The sequence below is a fragment of the Levilactobacillus lindianensis genome (assembly GCF_003946095.1).
Classification (GTDB): Bacteria; Bacillota; Bacilli; order Lactobacillales; family Lactobacillaceae; genus Levilactobacillus; species Levilactobacillus lindianensis.
Genome location: NZ_RHOD01000009.1, coordinates 30,045 through 51,187, shown reverse-complemented (window position 1 = coordinate 51,187; position 21,143 = coordinate 30,045). Strand labels below are relative to the sequence as shown.

The window sequence follows — 21,143 nt, the reverse complement described above, 5'->3', positions numbered from 1 at the left end:
CACTGTGTTCGGATTAGGAACGAAAAATATTGGGATCGATCTTGGTACCGCCAATACGATTGTGTACGTTGACGGTAAAGGAATCGTTCTACGCGAACCTTCTGTTGTCGCCAAGAACACAAAGTCTGGGGAAATTGTGTCCGTTGGTGAAGATGCTCGTGCCATGATCGGCCGTACGCCAGCAAGTATTGTTGCCATTCGGCCAATGAAAGACGGGGTTATCGCAGATTACGATACGACCGTTGCCATGATGAAGTACTTCATCGAAAAGACTTTGGGCCGTTCAAACGGCAAGCCTTACGTAATGGTTTGTGTGCCAAGTGGTGTCACAGAAGTTGAAAAGCGAGCAGTCATCGACGCAACTCGGGTTGCCGGTGCGCGTGACGCTTACGTTATCGAAGAACCATTTGCTGCAGCGATCGGTGCCGGGTTACCCGTCATGGACCCAACTGGTAGCATGGTTGTCGACATGGGTGGTGGGACCACAGATGTGGCCACTATCTCATTAGGTGGGATTGTCTCAAGCCGCTCCATTCGAGTTGCCGGTGATAAGCTGGACGAAGCCATTGCGACTTACGTTCGGTCGAACTTCAATCTCTTGATTGGGGAACGGACCGCAGAAAAATTAAAGATGGATATTGGATCAGCCTCAGTTGACGCTGCTGAAAAGATGGACGGGTCCACGATTCGTGGACGTGACCTGGTTACCGGGTTGCCTAAGGCCGTTGAAGTTTCAGCCGTTGACGTGGCCAAGGCCATTCAAGAACCCGTTCAAGACGTCATCACCGCAATCAAGGAAACGTTGGAAGAAACGTCTCCTGAAATTGCTGCCGACGTGATTGATCATGGGATCGTCTTAACCGGTGGTGGTGCTTTACTGCAAAACTTATCAGAAGTTATTGCTGATGCCACTAAGGTACCCGTTTCGATTGCCAGTGATCCTTTGGATTGTGTGGCTGCCGGAACAGGTGAATCATTAAAGAGTATCGATGTCATGAAGAAGAAATAGGGACTAGCGGGAAGGCAGCTTCCCGCTTCTTTATTGTGACGCTAGAGTGTTTCGGCACAACTGGCGAACAAGATGGAGGTCAAACATGCAGAAATTTTCTTTCAATCGGCGACTGGTGATTATCATCGTCTGCCTGATTGTTAGCTTTGCTTTGATGACGGTATCCGTGGTGATTCGTAACAAGCGGTCTACGCCACCTTTAATTCAACAGTTCGGTAACGATATTGTTGGTTTAGCGGACCGGGTAGTGGCCCTCCCTGCCAATGGCTTAAGTGGTTCAGTTAGCTCCGTTTCGGAGTTATTGAACACCTATCAAGAAAACCAACAGTTGAAGAAGCAGGTGAGTGAACTTGCCCAGACCAAGGTGCGGGATCAAACCTTAGCTAAAGAAAACAAACAACTGAAACAACAGGTTAAGCTAAATGATTCGTTGACGGACTACACCGCCGTTTCGGCCGCCGTTATTACGCGGACGCCATCATCTTGGCAAAACCAAGTGGTCATTAACAAGGGCTCATCAGCTGGCGTGCAGAAGAACATGCCGGTCATGTCCGGATCTGGCCTGATTGGCCGGGTTGCCGAGGTGAACAAGACGAACTCTAAGGTTGAATTGATTACGGATAATAACGATTCCGCTAACCGATTCGCCGTTCAGATTACCACGAAGTCTGGGGCCACGGTTAACGGGGTTCTGAGTGGTTACAAGTCCGCAACGGGACAGATTACGATGAATAACATCACCACCAAAGCCAAGATTCACAAGGGCGACAAGGTCGTTACGAGTGGGCTTGGTGGCGTGACGCCTAAGGGCTTGTACGTCGGAAAAGTTGCCGAAACTGGCGGCGATGACTACGGGTTGTCAACGAAGCTATACATCACGCCAGCGACCGATCTGACCGACTTAAACATCGTCACAGTCGCTGTTACGAAGCAGTAGGGGGGCTAAGACGTGTATCGATTATCAAAGTTACGTTTTGGTTTTCCGATTGGCTTACTGATTATGCTGCTGCTGGATGGCAGTTTAAGTCATATCTTCAGTAGCCAGATGTTTAATTATCCCACGGTCATGGTGAGTCACCTGGTCGTGTTGTGGTTAGTCACGGCTGTTCTCTATGAGGAGAATGTGACGATGCCACTGGGCCGCTGGGCCATTGTGGCCGGGGCCGTCTTTGATTTGTACTACACGGGGATCTTTGGTGTTTACATTTTCATCTTTCCCTTAGTCGTGTATGTGACGCGGATCATGGTGACCTACATCAGTCCCAACTTTCTCAGTGGACTATTAATTTATTTTATTGATATTACGTTAGTTGAGGGACTAGGATTTTTGGCTAGTCGGGTGGTGCATATGACCGTCATTTCCGGGAGTTCTTTCCTGGTGAATACCTTAGGTCCGACACTGGCTCTTAATCTCGCGTTGTATGTCATCTTATATTTTCCGATTCGTTGGGTGTATAATTGGTTAAACTAGGTGAAGGGAACGAACGCTATGCAAGCTGCCGTATTACGGGGAACGCAAAACGGCTATGATCTGGTGCTAAAGCAAGCGGCCAGTTTTGAACAAATTCTAGTCGATCTGAAGGCACTGTTAGAGAAACTCAAGACCGATCCTAAGGCATTGGAGACGACCAAAGTGTCGTTGGATGTGCTGACTGGGGATCGTCTCTTGACAGCCGATGAGAAAGCTCAAATTGAAGAGATGGTTGGGAATTATCCACGCTTTGAAATCCACAAGATTGCGGCTAACGTCATCACCGTTGATGATGCCATTCAACTCCGCGAACGGGAGAACGTTCACCTGTTGAGCAAGGTTATTCGTAACGGTCAAGAAGTTGCCATGCAAGGGGATGTTCTCTTCTTGGGAACGATCCACGAGGGTGGTAAGCTCCGGACGACGGGCAACATCTTTTCAATGGGCGACGTGACCGGTATCTTGCAAGCCGGCTATCCCGATGATGAATCCAAACTGATTATGGGAAATCTTCAGACTGCCCAACAGGTTCGTATTGCCGAACAGTTCGACATTATTGAATCGGAACAAGTGACCGATTCCCGTCAAACGATCGCGTATGTGAACGATCTTCACGTGTTGTCATACGGTAAGCTGGCGCAATTAAAGAAGATTAATCCGAAGTTATATAACCAGATTGGAGGAATTTAGTTATGGGAAAAGCAATTGTCATCACCTCTGGTAAAGGTGGGGTTGGAAAGACGACCACCAGTGCCAATATCGGAACGGCGTTGGCTTTAATGGGCAAACGTGTGTGTCTGATGGACCTGGATATCGGTCTGCGAAACTTGGACGTGGTTTTAGGTCTCGATAACCGCATTATTTATGATATCGTTGACGTCGCTGAAGGGCGGGCTAAGCTCCCCCAAGCCTTGGTCAAAGACAAGCGGTTTGACGACAAGCTCTACTTGTTACCAGCCGCCCAAAACACCGACAAGAATGCCTTACAACCGGATCAGGTTAAGGAAATTGTCGATGAATTAAAACCAGAATATGACTATGTTCTGATCGACTGTCCTGCCGGCATCGAGCAAGGTTTCATGAACGCCGTTGCGGGTGCCGATGCTGCCATTGTGGTGACGACGCCAGAAATCTCCGCCGTTCGGGATGCCGATCGGGTCGTCGGTCTGTTGGAACAACATCCACTGACCGAGGCTCCACGCCTGTTAATCAACCGGATTCGTCGGAACATGATGCAGGACGGGTCCATGATGGATATCGACGAGATTACCCATCACCTGGGTATCGAATTGTTAGGGATCATCTTTGACGATGACGCCGTGATCACGACGTCTAACCAAGGGGAACCGATCGTCATGCAAACCGATAATCCGGCTTCTCAAGGTTACCGGAATGTTGCGCGGCGCCTGGAAGGCGAGACCGTCCCACTGATGAAGATTGAAGCCGAGGCTCCAACTGGGTTCTGGCATAAGGTCAGTGGCTGGTTCCATCGCGGGTAAGCGTTGTAACCGACGATAAAGTTTTCAATAAAGCTTGACGGCGATTGAAAAAGATCGTAGTATGTTGTCAATGAATGAATAACGTTGAACAGAAGAGTAGGTCACCAAAGTCTCAACAGAAAGCCCGGTCGATGGAAACGGGTGTCCTTGGTTAACCGAAACACATCTGTGAGTTGGTCGTCTGAATCTAGTAGGATGACCCGGGGTAGTCCGTTATCGCTGGAGTTGCTAGCAACTCGCTGAGGTTAGACCAGTGATGGTTTAACAAACAGAGGTGGAACCACGATGTGATCGTCCTCTTAGGTCTTTGGACCTAAGGGGACTTTTTTTATTTTTGTGGCGGCGGGCAACTCCCTGAGTCGGTGTGGCGTGAGCCCATCGAGTACATGAGGTGGAACCGCGGTCGAACGCCCTCTTGAGAGTTAGTCTCAAGAGGGCGTTTTTTAGTTGAAGAGGAGGATGATTGCCATGAATTATGTGAGTCAAATTTTACCATCGTTAATTTCAGGAACCGGCACGACGTTGTCGATTTTCTTCTGGACGTTAATTATTTCTGTTCCCTTGGGAATTTTGGTGGGGTTGGGGATGATTACCAATTTCAAACCCTTAACCTGGTTGATTGACGTTTACGTGTGGTTGATGCGAGGAACCCCACTGTTGTTGCAACTCATCTTCGTCTTCTACGGACTCCCGATTATCGGCATCGTGTTCCAACGTTATGATGCCGCTCTCTTCGCCTTTATCTTGAACTACACGGCGTACTTTGCCGAGATCTTCCGGGGTGGCCTCCAAGCCATCCCCGTGGGGCAGTACGAGAGTGCTCGAGTGTTACGTCTGACAAATTGGCAGACTTTGCGGAAGATCGTGATTCCTCAAGTGGTCAAAATTGTGCTTCCCTCAATTGGTAATGAGGTTATCAATTTAATTAAGGATTCGTCACTGGTCTACGTCATTGGACTGGGAGATCTCCTTCGGGCCGGAAACGTGGCCATGGCTCGAGACGTTACACTGGTTCCGATGGTGTTGGTTGCCGTTATTTACTTGCTACTCACGGCGGTCTGCACGGTGGTCCTGAAGCGATTAGAGAAGCACTACAGCGCCTGGCGTTAGAGAAAGGGTGACAGGATATGCTAGAACTTAAAAATATTACGAAAAGATTTGCCGGCAAATTAATTTTGGATGGCGTGAACTTAACCGTTAATGATGGTCAGATCTTGACCATCGTGGGGCCCTCGGGTGCCGGTAAGACAACCCTGTTGCGGTGCATTAGTGGCCTAGAAGAAACCGATAGTGGGGACTTCTTCTTGGATGGTCAACCCTTTAATCCGGTTACCAACCGCAATAATGACACGGTGATGGGTGTGGTTTTCCAAGATTTTCAACTGTTTCCCAATCTGACGGTGCTCCAGAATGTGACGCTGGCCCCAACCATGGTGCTCAAGCAGAGTAAGGCCGAGGCTGAAGCCACCGCACAACGGCTATTGAAGCAATTGAATCTGGATGGCAAGGCCGACCTGTACCCCTACGAATTGTCCGGGGGACAGAAGCAACGGGTGGCCATCGTCCGCGCGCTGGCCATGCGACCTAAGCTTCTGTGCTATGATGAACCAACGTCAGCATTGGATCCGGACCTACGTAAAGAAGTTGAAGAAATTATTTTAAAACTGAAGGCTGAGGGGATGACGCAGATTGTGGTCACCCATGATATGCCATTTGCGGAATCAATTGCCGATCAGATGCTACGGGTCGAAGCGAAGAGTTAGGAGTGAGTAACTATGAGAAAAAGATTGGGACGATTGGCCGTGTTACTCACGGTACTGCTGACTCTGGGGACGGCGTTGGCTGGGTGTGGTCAGTCCGCGAAGCAAGCCGACAACCGGGATACCTGGTCACGGATTCAGCGGCGAAAAAAGGTCGTCATTGGTCTCGACGATAGCTTTGTGCCGATGGGCTTTCGGCAGAAGAGTGGGAAGCTGGTCGGCTATGACATCGATTTAGCACGGGCCGTGTTCAAGCAGTACGGGATCAAGGTTGATTTCCAAACGATTGACTGGTCCATGAATGCCACGGAATTGCGTAATGGCACCATTGATTTGATTTGGAACGGGTACTCCATCACGCCGGAACGAGCTAAGAAGGTGGCCTTCTCGCAAACGTACTTGAATAACGACCAAGTGCTGGTGACGTTAAAGAAGAGTGGTATCACCAGCTTTGCTGGGATGCAGGGTAAGGTTTTGGGCGCGCAAAGCGGTTCCTCTGGGTATAATGACATTGAGGATTACCCCAAGATCTTTAAGAGCCGGATCAAGAATCACGCTGCCGTTCAGTATGATTCCTTCACCAACGCCTTCATTGACCTGAACGCTGGTCGGATTCAGGGGCTACTCATCGATAGTACCTATGCTAATTATTACATCAAACACCAGCAACATCCGGAAGACTTCAAGGTCACCGTGGGGAGTTTCCCCAAGGAACAGTTTGCGGTGGGCATGCGTAAGGGGGATGTGACCCTCCGAAACAAGATTAATCGGGGGCTGGCGCGGACCGCTAAGGATGGGCAGTTGGCCAAGATTAATCAAAAATGGTTCGGCGGAAACGTCGATACACCGTTACTGAAAAAATAAATTGGTTTGTTGAGGGCTCGAGACGGTTGTCTGGGGCCTTTTACCGTGTTTTCGGACTTGGCAGCGGGGCGCGACCGATCAAAACTCAGTGAAAATGAAAGTGGTTGCTTGTATTTACCGGTTCGTTCCCTTATCATTAAACACCGATTAGACTTTTGTCAGAGGAGGATTCTGCGCGTGCATTTTCGCATAAAAAACGGGGTAACACTCGATCTGTTACCCACTAAACAATTCAAAACTGTCGGCATTAAAGTGGACTTCGTGGCGCCGCTCCAAGCGACGGCCATCACAGCCAGAGCCCTCTTAGCTCAGGTGCTCGAGACAAGCACGGAACAGTACCCAACTCAAACGGCCTTGGCTCGTGAGTTGTCTCGACTTTATGGGGCAACGTTCGGGATCAGCGTTCTGAAGCTCGGCACCAAGCACGTCATTCGATTGACTTGTTCGGTAGTTGATGAGCAGTACCTGGCAAACTACGCGGACGATATGCCCTTATTTGAACGGGGGATGGACCTGTTAAAGCAGGTGTTATTCGCGCCATTGTTGCCAGGAGGCAACTTTGACTCCGCAACCTTTACCCAACAACGTCAGAATCTTTACACGGCAATTAAATCACTGGACGACGACAAGCAGTACCTGGCTAATCGCCGTTTACAGGAACTGCTTTTCACCGGACAACCCACGCAAGCGATGAATGCCCTGGGGGACCTGCACGTCTTGAGTGGCTTGTCGGCAACTGATATCTTGGGAACTTATCACGAGATGTTGGCCAATGATGCCGTTCATGTGGCCGTGATTGGCGACGTGACGGCCGAACGGGTTCAGTCGACACTGGCCCAGTGGCCACTCAATGACCGGACGGAACCCACCAGTGATCCTTACTATCATTGGGACGCCCAACCACAGGTTCAAGTTGGCGATGACCTGGCACCGGTGGTTCAGGCAAAATTAAACTTGGGGTACCAGTTACCTGTTTATCGCAATGACGCAGACTTCATGGCGGCAGTTGTTTTTAATGCGGCCTTTGGAGGCAGTCCGCTCTCACTTCTCTTTACGAATGTTCGTGAGAAGGCTAGTCTGGCCTACTACGCCAGCAGTGGCTACAATCCTTTTAACGGGACACTGACGGTGCAAGCCGGGATCCAAGCGGAGAATCAGCAACGCGTGGAAAACATTATCGGCGAGCAATTAGCCGCCATGCAACGAGGGGAGCTGCCAGCTAGCCTCTTAGATGAAGTTAAAGCGAGTCTGTTAAATGCCCGTTTATCGGCACTCGACAGTCCGCAACGCCGGCTGACCGGCCTACTCAATGTCCAATTAACCCACCTGAGTGAACCCTTAGCAGCTTGGCAAGAAAAACTGATGGCAATTACCGCGGACGATGTCGCCCGAGTTGCCAAACGGGTGACGTTACAAGCCACGTACTGCTTACATGGAGGTGACCAAAGTGCTGAATAAAGAAAGTTACGACCGCTTAGGTGAGAGTATCTATCAGACGACGCTATCCAATGGTCTCCGAGTGATTTTGATGCCTAAGGCTGGGTTCCACAAAACTTTTGCCATCATGACGACGGATTACGGTGCGGTGGACAATGCCTTTGTTCCCCGTGATCAGACTGAACCCGTGCGGTTACCCGATGGGATTGCGCACTTTCTGGAACATAAACTCTTTGAAAAAGAAGACCACGATGCCTTTGATTTATTTGGTCAGTACGGAGCCTCGGCGAATGCCTTTACCAGCTTCACGCAGACCAGCTATCTCTTCGCGACGACCAGTCACTTGAAAGAAAATCTCGATATTCTGCTGGACTTCGTGCAACAGCCGTACTTCACGGCAGCGACGGTCAATAAGGAAAAGGGGATCATCGGCCAAGAAATTAAAATGTACGATGATGACCCGGGCTGGCAGAGTTACTTTGGGATGATTGGTAACCTGTATCCTAAGGAACCCCTGCACATCGATATTGCCGGGACCGTTGACTCCATTGCAAAGATTACGGCTGACGACCTCTATACGGCTTACAACACCTTCTACCACCCAAGTAATATGAGCCTGGTCGTGGTGGGGCAATTGGATCCCGAAGAAACGTTGCGTTGGATTACTGCTAATCAGGACCACAAGACCTTTGGTCCAGCCAGTCCGATTCGACGCGTGGCTAGCCCGCAATCGTTACCAGCAGACATTCCGGCGACGCAGACCCGACATTTGGCTGTGACACGTCCCCGAGTTAATGTCGGCTTACGAGGCTTCGATACGGTACCGGCTGGCCGAGCTGGCTTAAAGTACAGTGCGGCCATTTCACTGATGTTTGACCTGTTATTCAACGACAGTGGGGATAATTACTTACGTTTGTATGATGCAAACATTATTGACGACAGCTTTGGCTACGATTTCCAAGTTCAACGGGGCGCTCACTTTGCCCAGTTGACTGGGGATACTGATCAACCCGAACAGTTTGCCCAAGAAGTGACGGCTATTTTACAGGATGCGCCAGCCCAGTTAGAGGCTGCTAATCCGCAATTTGTATTAGTCAAGCAAGAGGCAATTGGACGGATCGTCGGGGCCATGAACTCGGTGGAAGCCATTGCCAACCAATATGACGGACCGCTGTTCTCGGGGGCAACTATTTTTGATGAATTGGCAATTCTGGAAGACCTCACGTTTGCCGATCTGCAAGAAGCTTCACAAGCCTTCTTGTCGGCCAGTCAGCAGACGGTTCATACGATCTTGCCTTAAGGGGAGGTTAAGAATCGTTTAAATCCAGATTTATCGGCCCTCTAGCTAAAAATGCGACAGCGCCTATGCTATACTGCTAGTAGAGAAATTTTGAACAGGTGGAGAGTTTATAATGAGTGAAAATAAAATAACTTTGGGGAAAACGTTACGCGACGCTCGGATTGCCAAGGGGTTTACCTTGGACGATTTGCAGCAAACGACGAAGATTCAGAAGCGCTACCTCATCGCAATTGAAGACCAAAACTTTGACGAATTGCCAGGGGACTTTTATGTTCGGGCATTCATCAAGCAATACGCGGACATGGTGGATCTGGATGGCGGCGAGCTATTAAAGCAATTCGACAGCACGTTACCAAGTACCCAGACCCAAGAATATGTCGACAAAGTTAATGAGAATAATCCAGAAACCCGTTCACAACAGCGGAAGGTCGACGACCGTTACGTGAAGTTACGACGCACGGTGCCAGTGATTGGGATTGTGATCGTGGTTCTGGCAGTCCTACTCGGTATCTGGATGGCAGCGGCCCACAGTGGTAGCTCAACCAAGAAGGATAACGTCGACAGCAGTTCCGTCAGTGTTTCTGGTAGTTCCGAAAAGAAGACAAGTAGCTCGGCTAAGAGCAAGTCTTCTTCGAAGAAGGCCTCGTCCAAGAAGGTGACGAAGACGCCGGTGTTCAAGCAATTGAGTACGACGACCTCTGGTTCTACTTGGCAAGTGAAGAACGTTGCTGATAAACCTAAGCTGAAGTTGTCCGCCTCATCAAGTGCGTGGATGTCCGTCAGTGTTGGTGGGTCGACGATTTGGCAGGGAACTTTGTCTGCGACGACGTCGCACAGCATGCGCATTCCAAGTTCCGCAACTAGTGTGACCTTTAACTTTGGGAACGCTCCAGCAACTAAGGTTAAGGTTGATGGCGAAACGTTCCACTTCAACTCTGCAACGAGTACCAGTGCTGCTTCAAGTACGTCCGACTCAACATCGACGGACACGACAAGTTCCAGCACGACGACATCATCGCAGGTTCAAGCAGTTACCCTAGAATTTAAATAAAGTAGAAGCGGGTCGGTCCGTGGCGACCGACACGCTTTTTTGATGAAAAGTTTCGGTATTTGAAGGAGGAAATTTCTGTGAACGTCCCAAATCGTTTGACCATTATTCGGATTATCTTAATCCCTGTTTTCTTGCTGTTACTGGTGCTCCCACTGGACTGGGGGACGGTGACTTGGCTAGGAACCGCAATTCCGGTCACCCAAATCTTGGGGGCCTTGGTTTTTGCTGTGGCTTCCATTACAGATTTCTTGGACGGCCAGATTGCTCGGCGGCAACATTTGGTGACCAACTTTGGTAAATTTGCCGATCCACTGGCTGACAAGATGATCGTCATGACGGCTTTCATTCTCTTAGTGTCGATGGGGAAGGTTCCGGCTTGGGGTGTAGCGATCATCGTCTGCCGGGAATTAGCCGTGACCGGATTGCGGCTGATCGTCGTGGAAACTGGTGGCCGGGTCTTGGCTGCCGCCTGGCCAGGGAAGATTAAGACGACCACCCAAATGGTGGGGATTATTCTCCTCTTGCTTAACAACATTGGCTTTGGGGCAATCAACGTGCCAATGGCCCTGATCTTCTTCTACATTTGCCTCTTCTTTACCATTTATTCTGGTATCGATTATTTTGTACAAAACAAGCAGGTCTTCGCGGAATCTTCCGACGAATAAGGCCGGCGAGCCCCCGTGAGTTTTTTTACGGGGGTTCTTGTGTCTAAAAAAGATCATTTGCGACGAATAAACGCGGGTATTTTACGGAATTAACTAAGTCAGCATCGGAGGGATAGTATGCAGGCAGAAATTATTGCAGTGGGTACAGAGATTTTATTGGGACAGGTTGTCGACACTAACTCGGCGTTTATCGCGCGCGGATTGGCTTCAGCCGGGATCGAGGTTTACTACCACTCATTAGTGGGTGATAATGCCGATCGATTGACCGCCGTGGTTACGCAGGCTCGGTCGCGTAGTGATTTGGTCGTGATTAGCGGGGGCTTAGGACCGACTAAGGACGATTTGACCAAGCAAACTGTGGCCCATCTCCTGGGCGTTAAGTTAGTTGAGGATGAAGCTGCGATGGCAAAGATTCACCAGCACTTTCTGACGACGGGGCAAGAATTAACCCCTAACAATCGCTTACAGGCACTTTACCCGGATGGTAGCCTCCCACTGAAGAATCGAACGGGAATGGCTGTGGGGGCCTTCTATCAAGCACCTACGGGGGCAGATGTGATGCTACTCCCTGGGCCACCTAGTGAATTGGAACCGATGTTTCGTGAAGAGGCGCTACCAGTTCTTAAGCAGGTTTACCGGCGAGAAGAGTATCTGGTCTCAAAGGTCCTTCGTTTCTTCGGAATTGGGGAGTCTCAGCTGGTGACAACCTTAGGTGATTTGATTGCTAAGCAAACTAATCCGACAATTGCACCGTATGCCAAGGTCAATGAGGTGACCCTGCGCTTGACCGCGACGGCTAGCAGTGAGGTTGCGGCGAGTGAACGCATTGATGGCCTGGTGACTCTGATTCGCCAGCGGGTTGGTGATTATCTTTATGGTTATGGTGACGATAACAGTCTGGCCAATGTGGTGGTTCATGGGCTGATTGACCTCCAGCTGACGATTACGGCGGCTGAGAGCCTGACCGCTGGTGAATTTCAGAGTACACTGGGGGATGTTGCCGGCGTTTCGGCGGTATTTCCGGGGGGCTTTGTGACCTATGCCAATGAGGCTAAGCACACGCTCTTAGACATCCCGAATACGATTATTGATGCCGAGGGTGTGGTGAGTGCGGCCACGGCGAAGCGCATGGCCGAGGGTGCCCGACAACGACTGGATACCGATCTGGCGCTCAGTTTCACCGGAGTGGCTGGTCCGGACATGCTGGAAGGGCAACCGGCCGGCACTGTTTGGCTGGGACTGGCTCAGCGGGGGCAAGACCCACAAGCCAAATTAGTTCATCTGACAGGTGATCGCGCCAAGATTCGGGCCAGGACGGTTCTTCTGGGGCTGGACTGGATTCGGCGAACACTGGGAATTTAGTTTAGGGGAACTTTTGTTCTGTTTTTGCTTGCAATTTTAGATTGAAGCCGGTATAGTGTTACTAGAATATGAAGCACTCAAGGAGGATTCAAATGGCTGACGAACGACAAGCGGCGCTGGATAAAGCGCTGAAGAAAATTGAAAAAGACTTTGGTAAAGGGTCCATCATGCGGCTAGGAGACAATACGAACATGCAGGTGGAAACCGTGCCTTCTGGATCGTTAGCCCTGGACGTGGCATTAGGTGTTGGGGGATATCCTCGGGGCCGAATCGTTGAAATTTATGGACCTGAATCTTCCGGTAAAACGACGGTGGCCTTACACGCCGTTGCCGAGGTCCAAAAACGCGGGGGTACCGCCGCTTATATCGACGCTGAAAACGCGCTGGACCCGGCTTATGCAACGGCTTTGGGTGTCGACATCGATAGCCTGCTACTCTCACAACCAGATACTGGTGAACAAGGGTTGGAAATTGCCGATGCTTTGATCTCCAGTGGGGCCGTGGACATCGTGGTTGTCGACTCCGTTGCCGCCCTGGTTCCCCGTGCCGAAATCGAAGGGGAAATGGGGGACGCCCACGTGGGTCTACAAGCCCGGATGATGTCACAAGCTCTCCGGAAACTTTCTGGATCAATTAACAAGACGAAGACGATTGCCCTCTTTATCAACCAAATTCGTGAAAAAGTTGGGGTTATGTTTGGTAACCCTGAAACCACGCCTGGTGGTCGTGCACTGAAGTTCTACGCTACGGTCCGTTTGGAAGTTCGGCGTGCTGAACAGATCAAGGACGGGACCGATGTGATCGGTAACCGGACTCGGATTAAGGTTGTGAAGAACAAGGTGGCCTCACCATTCAAGCGTGCCGAAGTCGACATCATGTATGGTCAAGGGATCTCCCAGACTGGTGAGCTTTTGGATATGGCGGTTGAAAAGGATATCGTGGATAAGAGTGGGTCTTGGTACTCATACGGTGAAGATCGAATTGGTCAAGGACGTGAGAACGCCAAGCAGTACCTGGCCGATCATGCTGACATGATGGCTGAGATCAACACCCGGGTCCGTAAAGCTTACGGTGTTAACGTCGATGGTGACGAACCAGAGACACCGGCTAAAGACAAAAATCAAAAGGCCTCTAAGGATGGCAAGACAACGTCTAAGAAAGGGTCACAACAAATTGAATTAACCCCCGACAAGCCACAAGGTAAGTAGGGATTAACCATTCACGCTGGTGCAGAGACGCCAGCGTGATTTTTTGTGTTCGCAATCAATGAGTTTAGTTGACAGCGTTCACGGCAACCATTAAAATTGAGGTTGTGTCAGTAATCATAACAACATCTTGAAAAGTCTGATTTTAAATTAGTCATTTTTGATGATGCGGAGGTGGAATCATGAGTGGAATCATGACTGTTCCAACTATAATCCTCGCAATCATCGCTATCGTTGTTGGTGTTGTGGGCGGGTATTATTATCGTAAATCTGTCCACGAACGCAAGCTAGATGCCGCTAAGTACACCGCTAAAGGTGTGCTAGCGGAAGCGCAGAAGCAAGCTGAGACGGCTACTAAAGAGGCCTTGTTAGAGGCCAAAGAAGACAGCCACAAGTATCGGGCGGAAGTCGAAACCGAGCTGAAAGAACGTCGTGCCGAAGTTCAGAAGCAAGAGGACCGTTTGATTCAACGAGAAGAGTCACTGGACCGGAAAGATAACTCTCTGGAAAAGCGAGAGAACTCCTTGAATCGCCGAGACAAAAAGCTCAGTGCCGAAGAACAGAATTTAGCGAAGAAACAACAACAGGCAGACTCACTGATTGAAAAGCGACAGGCAGCGGTCGAAACCGTTGCGGCGTTATCCCAGGAAGATGCACGCGACCTGATCATCTCAGAGGCTAAGACCTCTCTGGCCGGGGAACGGGCAAAAATGATTCAAGAAAGCGAAGAGACGGCTCGTAAGACGGCCCAGGCTAATGCGAAGGACCTGATTGTCTCTGCCATTCAACGGAGTGCCGCTGATATGGTGACTGAAACAACGATTACCGTTGTGACGTTGCCTAACGACGACATGAAGGGCCGGATTATCGGTCGTGAAGGACGGAACATTCGGACCTTGGAAACGTTGACCGGGATTGATTTGATTATCGATGATACGCCGGAAGCAGTCGTCTTGAGTGGCTTTGACCCCTTACGGCGAGAAGTTGCCAAGATTGCATTGGAGAAATTGATTCAAGACGGTCGGATTCATCCGGCACGGATTGAGGAAATGGTGGCAAAAGCCAAGAAAGAACTGGACGAACGTGTCCGGGAGATTGGTGAGCAAACAACCTTTGATCTCGGGATTCACTCGATGCATCCCGAATTGGTTAAAGCAGTTGGCCGCTTGAATTTCCGAATTTCTCATGGGCAGAATGCTTTGGCCCATTCAGTCGAGGTTGCCAAGATCACTGGGGTATTGGCTGCTGAATTAGGTGAGGATGTTACGTTAGCAAAACGTGCAGGATTATTACATGATATTGGCCGTGCTGCGGAACATGAGGACGACAATTCGTACATTACCACAGGGATGGAACTTGCGAAGAAATATCGTGAGAGCTCTGTCGTGGTGAATGCCATTGCCGCTCAAGCAGACGGAACGGCTTCGCAATCTGTGATTGCGGAACTGGTAGGGACTGCCGACATTATCTCGGCTACCCGTCCAGGCGCACGCTCAGACACATTAGAGAGCTACATTCATCGCTTAGACAAACTGGAAACCATCGCCAATTCATTTGACGGTGTCGACCATAGTTTTGCCATTCAAGCGGGACGTGAAGTTCGAGTCATCGTGCGGCCAGAGAAGATTTCCGATACGGATGCCGTTGTCTTGGCACGAGACATCAAGAAGCAAATTGAGGGCGACTTGGATTATCCAGGTCACGTCAAAGTTTCTGTCATCCGGGAAGTCCGGTCAGTTGAATATGCGAAATAAGTCAGAGAAGCTAGGCCAATTGCGGTCCTAGCTTTTTTACGTCATTGGGGTAAATCCATGGTAAAATAGACCGTATGCAATTGACAGAATTAAGCGAAGTGGTTCGCGTCGGCCCAGCCGTGGTGGCTAGGTGAGCCGAACCGACTTGAATAGAATGAAAAAATGATCGGATTGACCGGTCAACCAGGACCCATAGGGGTCATAGATAGGGGAACGAAGATGCGTATTCTTTTTGTTGGTGACGTTGTTGGAAATATTGGTGTGGCTATGATTCATGAGTACCTGCCGCAATTAAAACGGGACTTAAAGCCCCAGGTCACCATCGTCAATGGGGAAAACTCAACCCCAGTTGGGCGTGGTATCAGTCAGAGTATTTACAAGCAGCTGTTGAAGGACGGGGCCGACGTGGTCACCATGGGTAACCATACGTGGGATAACGCGGAACTCTACGATTTTATTGGTAGTGCCAATCGTCTGGTGCGGCCCGCCAACTTTCCTGGAGATAACACCCCGGGGCAAGGTTGGACCAAGGTTAAGGTTAATCAGCAAGTCTTAGCGGTGGTCAATATGCAAGGACGGGTCTTCATGAATCCCATGGATGATCCCTTTGCGACCATGAAGGATCTCCTTCCCCAATTGGATACCGACTTTGTTTTTGTCGATTTCCATGCCGAGACAACCAGCGAGAAGCGGGCCTTTACTATGCGCTACGACGGTCAGCTCTCCGCGGTGGTGGGGACTCATACCCACGTTCAGACCAGTGATGCCCAAGTGTTGAAGCACGGGACGGCCTTCTTGACGGAAGTCGGGATGACCGGTCCGGCCGACAGTGTTCTTGGAATGCAGGCCGACAGTGTGATCGAACGTTTTGAAAACCAACGGCCGACACGTTATACCGTTCAAGAAAAGGGCGCAGGACTCCTATCCGGTTGTGTCATTGACTTGAACGATAAGACTGGTCACGCCTCACGAATCCGGCCGATCTTAATCAGCCCGCAACACCCGTACCAAAGCTAGAGTTACTGAAAGGATGAACCAATTTTCATGACGAAAACGACGCCCATGATGGCCCAATATCAGAAAATTAAAGATCAGTACCCGGATGCCTTTTTATTTTATCGACTCGGGGACTTTTATGAAATGTTCAATGAGGATGCGGTGAAGGGGTCTCAGATCTTGGAGCTCACCCTGACGACTCGAAGTCACAGTGCGAAGAACCCGATTCCTATGTGTGGGGTGCCCCACAAGGCGGTTCAGAGCTATATCGACATTCTCGTGGATCAAGGCTACAAGGTCGCCATTTGTGAACAGATGGAGGATCCCAAGTTAGCTAAGGGTATGGTGAAGCGTGAGGTCATTCAGCTGGTCACACCGGGTACTCAAACCGATACCGGTGCCGCTGGTGCCAAACGGAATAACTATCTGACAGCGCTAACGATGACTAGCCAGGCAAACTATGGTCTGGCCTATACGGATCTCTCGACGGGGGAACTTAAGGCCGCTGAGATTCAGGGCGACGATGCTGTGGTCAATGAACTCATGGGCCTGCAGACCAAGGAAGTCGTCGTGGATGAGACGGTGCCTGAGACACTGCGAGATCGCTTGAAGCAGTTAGGCATGATGATTTCTAAGCAGCTCGAGGTTCAGGAGAGCGCCGAATTGAGTTACGTTCAACAAGACCTAAAGACAGCTCCGCTCAAGCGCGTGGTGGCGGTCTTGGTGACCTACGTGACGGTGACACAGAAGCGGAGCCTGGCGCACTTACAACGGGCGGTGGCCTATCAACCGGCGTCATTTTTGAAAATGGACCATTCTTCACAGACCAATCTGGAAATTACTCAGAACCTGCGGACCAAAAAGAAATCTGGGACGCTGCTCTGGTTACTGGATGAGACCAAGACGGCCATGGGGGGACGACTCCTCAAGCAGTGGCTGGATCGACCATTGATCGATCGGAAAGCCATCGAAACACGACAAGCTAAGGTTGGCGTACTGTTAGATCACTACTTCGAGCGCAGTAACTTGCAGGCCGAATTGGTCAAGGTTTATGATTTGGAGCGCTTGGCCGGTCGAGTTGCCTTTGGGAGTGTCAATGGTCGGGACCTGATTCAGTTACAGACGTCTCTAGAACAGGTCCCACAGATTGAACACACGATTGCCGATTTAGGTGAAAGTGTCTTTGACGAAACGCTCGCACATCTGGATCCCGTCGAGGACGTGGCCGCGGCAATTCGTGCGGCAATTGTCCCTGAACCTCCCTTGTCCGTGACGGATGGGGGCGTTATCCGTGATGGCTATAACGCACAGCTAGACCGATACCGTGACGCTATGCGGCACGGCAAAACTTGGTTAGCCGAGTTAGAGGCCCATGAACGCGAGGTCACGGGAATAAACAACTTGAAGATTGGCTACAACCACGTCTTTGGTTACTACATTGAGGTCACCAAGGTGAACCTCAGCAAGCTACCGAAGGACCGTTATGAACGGAAACAGACGTTGACGAATGCCGAACGCTTCTCAACGCCAGAGTTGAAAGACAAAGAACGCCTGATCTTAGAGGCCGAAGAAAAGTCGGTCGCCTTAGAGTACCAACTCTTCGCCACCTTACGTGAGACGGTTAAGCAGGCTATCAAGCGTCTGCAAAAGTTAGCAGCGATCATCGCCAGTCTGGATGTTCTCCAAAGCTTTGCGGTAGTCAGTGAGGACTATCATTTCGTTAAACCTGAACTGGTACCTGGTCACGACCTCGAGATTAAGCAGGGTCGGCATCCGGTTGTTGAGAAAGTCTTGGGTCGTCAATCTTACGTTCCCAACGACGTTCGCATGAACGATGACACCAATATTCTTCTAATTACTGGGCCCAACATGTCCGGGAAGAGTACCTACATGCGTCAGCTGGCGCTCACGGTCATCATGGCTCAGATGGGGTGTTTCGTGCCAGCCGAGGCTGCACAGATGCCAATCTTTGACCAGATTTTCACGCGAATTGGCGCCGCCGATGACCTTATTTCCGGACAAAGTACCTTCATGGTGGAAATGCAAGAGGCCAACCGAGCGCTTAGCCACGCTACCGCCAACAGCCTCATTCTCTTCGATGAGATTGGGCGGGGGACCGCGACCTATGATGGGATGGCCTTGGCTCAAGCGATTATTGAATATGTTCACAATCGCGTCCATGCCAAGACGCTGTTCTCAACCCACTACCATGAATTAACGGCGCTAGAAGATTCCTTGAAGCAGCTCCGTAACGTTCACGTGGGGGCTGTCGAACAGGACGGTGATCTGGTCTTCTTACATCAAATGCAACCAGGTCCCGCCGATAAGTCCTATGGGATTCACGTGGCTAAACTAGCCGGGATGCCCGAACAACTGTTGAAACGGGCGGATGTCATTTTGACCGATCTCGAAGAATCCGCAGCTGAGAAGCCGGTTGTGGCAACGTCAGCGGCGGTCACTACAACCGTCGAGACCGCGCAGAAACCGGAACCGGTTACGGCATCGGCTACCAGTGAGGAAGCTCCGGCACCAGCTGATGGGGATGATCAACAGCTGTCACTCTTTACAGACGAACCCGAGGTTACTCCAGCTCAGGCCAAGGTGATTGACCAGATCAGTCATCTAAACCTGATGGGGATGACACCGATGGACGTCATGAGTCAAGTCTATAAATGGCAACAAAAACTCTCAAAATAGCGATGAAAGGAAGGAACGCTAATGGCTAAGATTCATGAACTGGCTTCGGTATTGGCCGATCAAATTGCGGCGGGTGAAGTGGTTGAACGGCCAGCATCTGTCGTTAAAGAATTGGTGGAAAACGCCGTGGATGCTCACAGCACGCAGATCGATATCACGGTGGAAGAGGCCGGGCTAAAGCGCATTAGCGTCGTCGATGACGGGGATGGCATTGCGGATGAAGACACCGAGATGGCCTTCAAACGACACGCTACCAGTAAGATTACCGATCGACGAGACCTCTTTCGCATCAAGTCTTTAGGGTTCCGGGGTGAAGCTTTGCCTAGTATTGCCTCTGTGGCCGATGTGACGTTGACGACGTCAACCGGCGGGGTCGGGACCATGATTCATAATGTTGGGGGTATCATCCAAGACCATAGCGCCGCCGAAGCTCGCAAGGGGACGACGGTCACGGTCAAGGATCTCTTTGGTAACGTGCCGGCACGCTTGAAATATCTCAAGTCACCGGCTACCGAATTGGCACGGATTACCGATATCGTCAATCGATTGGCCTTGAGCTATCCAGAGATTGCCTTTTCACTGGTTCACAATGGCCGAGAACTAACCCGGACGGCGGGGCGCGGTGACCTCCAGCAGGTGATTGCCGGGATCTATGGCGTACAAAGTGCGCGCAAGATGGTAGCCATTAAGGGTGACAATTCAGACTTCAAGGTGGCTGGTTACGTCAGCCTACCAGAACTGACCCGGGCTAGTCGGCAGTACATTTCGATTCTGCTTAACGGACGGTTCATTCATAACTTTCAGTTGAGTAAAGCCTTAATAGCCGGCTATGGGTCGAAACTCATGGTGGGACGTTATCCCATTGCCGTTCTGACGATTACGATGGATCCCCTCTTAGTGGACGTGAACGTTCATCCCACGAAACAAGAAGTCCGTATCAGTCAGGAACCCGAATTGACACAATTGATTCAAAAGACCGTGTTCGATCGGTTCTCACGGGAAAACTTGATTCCGGATGCGTACGGAGAGTTACCGCAGAAGAAGCGGGAAGACGACCACACAGATCAACTGATTATGGCCTTAAATGATGCCTCAACGAAGTATCCGTTACATGCCGCACCAACGCCGGCGGAACGAGCGGAATCGACGCTCACCGCATCACCTAACCAACCAACGGTGTCAACACCGGCAGATAAGGGGCCACAACCCTTACAAACACCGGAAGAGGTGCCAGTAGAACCCGTGGTGGTCCACCAACGTTCGGACTTTTCAACACCAGAGCTGAAGGCCTTTGACGAGAAGTATCGACAGGAACAACCGGCGGCGCCACTAGGTAGCGGTCATTCGGCAGAACAGCCGGTGGCGAGTCAGCCCTTAACAGCGCCGGAACCCGATCCCGACGTGCCGCGCTTTCCTAAGCTACGGTATTTAGGACAGGTTCACGGGACCTATCTGTTGGCGGAGGCCGATGAGGGACTCTACCTGATTGACCAACATGCCGCTCAGGAACGCGTTAATTACGAGTACTATCGCCAGGCGATCGGTGAGGTCAGTGATGATGAGCAACGGCTACTCGTGCCGATCGTCTTGGATTATCCCACGACTGATGTCTTGGATCTCAACGCTCATTTGGAAACGTTAGCCAGTGTCGGGGTGCGGTTGGAATCGTTTGGACCGAATAGTTTCATCGTTCACGAGCATCCAACCTGGTTCAAGGCGGGACAAGAGGAAGATACGATTAAAGAGATGGTCGACTGGGTCCTAAAGGATGGGAAGATCTCAGTGGCAGCCTTTCGGGAGAAGACGGCTATCATGATGAGTTGTAAACGGGCCATCAAGGCCAACCACCATCTGGACGATCAGCAGGCACGGGCCTTACTGGTTAAGTTGGCAACTGCCGAGAACCCGTTTAATTGTCCTCACGGCCGGCCAGTTCTGGTTCACTTTACGGATCAGGACTTACAACGACTCTTCAAGCGAATTCAAGATCCGCACCACAGTGGCGACGACTGGGGGGAATAACCCTGCCGCAGTTGCCGACAATGTGGTACAATTTGAGAAGCAAACATATGT

General features: G+C 50.6%; 18 protein-coding genes and 1 other annotated feature. All 18 genes read left to right on the top strand.

The window, feature by feature from the left end; genetic code table 11:
* Window positions 1–4 precede the first annotated feature (4 nt).
* The 18 genes from EKM70_RS05200 (at window position 5) to mutL (ending at window position 21,092) form a co-directional block, all read left to right on the top strand.
* A complete protein-coding gene (locus tag EKM70_RS05200) occupies window positions 5–1,009 on the top strand; it encodes a rod shape-determining protein (protein ID WP_057878073.1) in 1,005 nt (334 codons plus the stop codon).
* Window positions 1,010–1,094: 85 nt separating this feature from the next.
* Entirely contained in the window at window positions 1,095–1,946 is an 852-nt protein-coding gene (gene mreC / locus EKM70_RS05195) for a rod shape-determining protein MreC (RefSeq protein WP_125545905.1), read from the top strand.
* Window positions 1,947–1,958: 12 nt separating this feature from the next.
* Window positions 1,959–2,480 (top strand): rod shape-determining protein MreD, encoded by a 522-nt coding sequence (gene mreD / locus EKM70_RS05190; RefSeq protein ID WP_057878071.1) that lies wholly within the window; start codon window positions 1,959–1,961, stop codon window positions 2,478–2,480.
* Window positions 2,481–2,498: 18 nt separating this feature from the next.
* Window positions 2,499–3,170, top strand: a complete 672-nt coding sequence (locus tag EKM70_RS05185) for a septum site-determining protein MinC (RefSeq protein WP_125545988.1) — start codon at window positions 2,499–2,501, stop codon at window positions 3,168–3,170.
* A 2-nt stretch (window positions 3,171–3,172) separates the two neighbouring features.
* Window positions 3,173–3,979 (top strand): septum site-determining protein MinD, encoded by an 807-nt coding sequence (gene minD / locus EKM70_RS05180; protein ID WP_125545903.1) that lies wholly within the window; start codon window positions 3,173–3,175, stop codon window positions 3,977–3,979.
* A 75-nt stretch (window positions 3,980–4,054) separates the two neighbouring features.
* Window positions 4,055–4,281: a binding site (T-box leader), on the top strand.
* Window positions 4,282–4,447: 166 nt separating this feature from the next.
* Window positions 4,448–5,089, top strand: coding sequence for an amino acid ABC transporter permease (locus EKM70_RS05175; protein WP_125545901.1), 642 nt, complete (start codon window positions 4,448–4,450; stop codon window positions 5,087–5,089).
* 17 nt (window positions 5,090–5,106) lie between these two features.
* The gene (locus tag EKM70_RS05170) at window positions 5,107–5,742 is read left to right on the top strand and encodes an amino acid ABC transporter ATP-binding protein (RefSeq protein ID WP_125545899.1); all 636 of its coding nucleotides are present in this window, start codon (window positions 5,107–5,109) and stop codon (window positions 5,740–5,742) included.
* A 12-nt stretch (window positions 5,743–5,754) separates the two neighbouring features.
* Window positions 5,755–6,603 carry an amino acid ABC transporter substrate-binding protein gene (locus tag EKM70_RS05165; RefSeq protein ID WP_125545897.1) on the top strand — a complete coding sequence of 283 codons (849 nt, stop codon included), beginning with the start codon at window positions 5,755–5,757 and terminating at the stop codon, window positions 6,601–6,603.
* 177 nt (window positions 6,604–6,780) lie between these two features.
* Window positions 6,781–8,061: an EF-P 5-aminopentanol modification-associated protein YfmF gene (gene yfmF, locus EKM70_RS05160; protein ID WP_125545895.1), complete on the top strand. Its 1,281-nt coding sequence runs from the start codon at window positions 6,781–6,783 to the stop codon at window positions 8,059–8,061.
* Window positions 8,054–9,340, top strand: coding sequence for an EF-P 5-aminopentanol modification-associated protein YfmH (gene yfmH / locus EKM70_RS05155; RefSeq protein ID WP_164506336.1), 1,287 nt, complete (start codon window positions 8,054–8,056; stop codon window positions 9,338–9,340). The genes yfmF and yfmH overlap by 8 nt, the downstream gene beginning before the upstream one ends.
* Before the next feature lie 112 nt (window positions 9,341–9,452).
* Entirely contained in the window at window positions 9,453–10,391 is a 939-nt protein-coding gene (locus EKM70_RS05150; RefSeq protein WP_125545891.1) for a helix-turn-helix domain-containing protein, read from the top strand.
* A 77-nt stretch (window positions 10,392–10,468) separates the two neighbouring features.
* On the top strand, window positions 10,469–11,056 hold the full coding sequence (gene pgsA, locus EKM70_RS05145) for a CDP-diacylglycerol--glycerol-3-phosphate 3-phosphatidyltransferase (RefSeq protein WP_125545889.1): 588 nt from the start codon (window positions 10,469–10,471) through the stop codon (window positions 11,054–11,056).
* Between the two features lie 117 nt (window positions 11,057–11,173).
* Window positions 11,174–12,418 carry a competence/damage-inducible protein A gene (locus tag EKM70_RS05140; RefSeq protein WP_125545887.1) on the top strand — a complete coding sequence of 415 codons (1,245 nt, stop codon included), beginning with the start codon at window positions 11,174–11,176 and terminating at the stop codon, window positions 12,416–12,418.
* A gap of 92 nt (window positions 12,419–12,510) precedes the next feature.
* Complete coding sequence (gene recA, locus EKM70_RS05135; RefSeq protein ID WP_125545885.1) at window positions 12,511–13,626, top strand: recombinase RecA; 1,116 nt, start codon at window positions 12,511–12,513, stop codon at window positions 13,624–13,626.
* Window positions 13,627–13,817: 191 nt separating this feature from the next.
* Window positions 13,818–15,377, top strand: coding sequence for a ribonuclease Y (rny, locus tag EKM70_RS05130; RefSeq protein WP_125545986.1), 1,560 nt, complete (start codon window positions 13,818–13,820; stop codon window positions 15,375–15,377).
* 219 nt (window positions 15,378–15,596) lie between these two features.
* Window positions 15,597–16,394, top strand: a complete 798-nt coding sequence (locus EKM70_RS05125) for a TIGR00282 family metallophosphoesterase (protein ID WP_125545883.1) — start codon at window positions 15,597–15,599, stop codon at window positions 16,392–16,394.
* 21 nt (window positions 16,395–16,415) lie between these two features.
* Window positions 16,416–19,070 (top strand): DNA mismatch repair protein MutS, encoded by a 2,655-nt coding sequence (mutS, locus tag EKM70_RS05120; protein WP_125545881.1) that lies wholly within the window; start codon window positions 16,416–16,418, stop codon window positions 19,068–19,070.
* Between the two features lie 21 nt (window positions 19,071–19,091).
* Window positions 19,092–21,092, top strand: a complete 2,001-nt coding sequence (gene mutL / locus EKM70_RS05115) for a DNA mismatch repair endonuclease MutL (protein WP_125545879.1) — start codon at window positions 19,092–19,094, stop codon at window positions 21,090–21,092.
* The last annotated feature ends 51 nt before the right edge of the window (window positions 21,093–21,143 follow it).